4 protein-coding genes are annotated in these 1,869 nt (G+C 29.2%); all 4 read right to left on the bottom strand.

What is annotated here, in order from left to right:
* Positions 1–131: 131 nt before the first annotated feature.
* The gene (locus Q0649_RS10940; RefSeq protein ID WP_298841485.1) at positions 132–605 is read right to left on the bottom strand and encodes a hypothetical protein; all 474 of its coding nucleotides are present in this window, start codon (positions 603–605) and stop codon (positions 132–134) included.
* Between the two features lies 1 nt (position 606).
* Positions 607–798, bottom strand: coding sequence for a hypothetical protein (locus tag Q0649_RS10935; protein ID WP_298841481.1), 192 nt, complete (start codon positions 796–798; stop codon positions 607–609).
* A 206-nt stretch (positions 799–1,004) separates the two neighbouring features.
* Positions 1,005–1,277: a hypothetical protein gene (locus Q0649_RS10930; protein WP_298841479.1), complete on the bottom strand. Its 273-nt coding sequence runs from the start codon at positions 1,275–1,277 to the stop codon at positions 1,005–1,007.
* Between the two features lie 23 nt (positions 1,278–1,300).
* Positions 1,301–1,869: hypothetical protein (locus Q0649_RS10925; RefSeq protein WP_298841476.1), on the bottom strand; the 569-nt coding region annotated here is incomplete at its 5' end.

Genomic DNA, 1,869 nt, shown 5'->3' with positions numbered 1-1,869 from the left:
TAACTTCCACTATTTAATGTGGTGGGGGTGGAATTTAGTTTTGCAATTGAGGAATTTTTTATTGAAAATACTTAAAATATCACCATTCGTAGATATACGGAGTGATTGTGTTAATTCTGTATCGAACTTTCTTAATAAACTACAATACTCTTTAGATAATTCTTAATGTCTTTTTGCTCTATCCTAGTTTTTTCTTCTTTCATATAATTCGATTTTACTATAGGTTTTTTAATTTCAATTAAAGCATCTATAGTATTTAATTGTACATCTTTGTCATATACAAATTGCTCTTTTTTAATAAATCCAAATTGATCTGCTATATTAGATTTCTTTGTAGATATAATCATTTTATTATATTCTAACATGTATTTTTCACTTGAAAATGCTTCAAATTCTTTACCTTTATATATTACTTTATAATATAATTCATAAATTACAGCCACATTGTCCATCTCTACTTCTTTTATAAATATATCTTTATGAATATTCCCGGCTAAATCAACTAACTCTTTAAATCCTTGTTCAGGAACTCTTGTTTTAAGTCTCACTTTCATATTTCTAACATTAGCTATGTAGACTTTATTGTTATAAATCGCATAATTCAAATTATTTTCCTCCTACCATAATCCATTTTTCATCTGTGTCGATATCATACATAAATTTATCTATTACTTTCCCTGTTTTACTATCTACAATATTAAAAATATCCCCATCAACAAACCTTCTCGTTTCTTGATAATATTCCGGTAAAACGATATTTGTACTTCCTGTAATTTTTCCCTCACTAAAGCTATACACCTTTAATTTATTTGTTAATATTTTTAGACATAATAAAAAGAGTCAATACTTGTTCCATTAAAAACATTGACTCTTTACCCAAACTACCGCTTTATTACCTTTTCCTAGTTGACTGTCCAAACCCTATAGGAGATATCTGATAGTTAGATCCTCGCTACTTAATCCTACCTTAAAATATTATTGTTAATATTTTTCAACTTTAATTTTTAGAGTTTCTCAGCAAGTATTTTCATTTCTCCTAAAAAATTCCACCATTTATACATAGTCGCCATCTCTTTAATATATATTTCGCCTAACCACCTAATATCACATCTATTTACAATATTTTTCTTTATTTCTTCTAAATCTGCTTTACTTATATTTGCATCTTTAAGATGTTTTGATAGATCATCTAGCTCATTAGCCTCTATATTTTTATTGTTATTATTCAAATATTTTGAAGCATCGTTTAATTTCATAATTAAATCTGTTGTTACCATCTTTTATTTTCCTCCTTTATATTCTATTTTTTAATCCATTCAACTGCACCATTCCATTTACCACCATTCGTAACAATTTGGCATCCCCCACCTATTCTTGGTATACCATCGCCTGCTTGTACAGCCCATTCAGGCTGAGGAGCAACCTTACCTTCTAATAAGATCTGTTCTTTTGCTAATTTCACTTCAGATTCTAGCAACGCTTTATTACTTGGAGGTAATGCCAAATTATTTATTCTATCAATTGCTGTATGTCCTGCTGAACCTTTAGTAACAAAAACTGCACTAGCATCTTTTAATGAATTTTCCGTTGCCATAAGATTTTCTCCTACTGCTCCACGTCTAGCATAAATAGTACCATCAAATGATTTATTAAAACTTTTTGCTATATTATTAAGAATAGTATTCCTAATCATATTATTTGCAGTTTCCCCAGTCTTAGAAACAGATCTGGCTTTACTAAGTCCTTTAGTTAAAAGTACTCCACCAAGCACATATGAAGTAGAATATGCTATTCCTTTTTCTTCTACAGTATCTGATGCACTTTGTGCCATTCCTTCTGCAAGTATTACTGGATCTTTCAATACTGACG

Source organism: uncultured Clostridium sp. (genome assembly GCF_937920395.1).
In the GTDB taxonomy this organism is placed as follows: domain Bacteria; phylum Bacillota; class Clostridia; order Clostridiales; family Clostridiaceae; genus Clostridium_AD.
The sequence above is the reverse complement of the archived record's forward strand: the minus strand, read 5'-3'. Positions and strand labels throughout refer to the sequence as shown.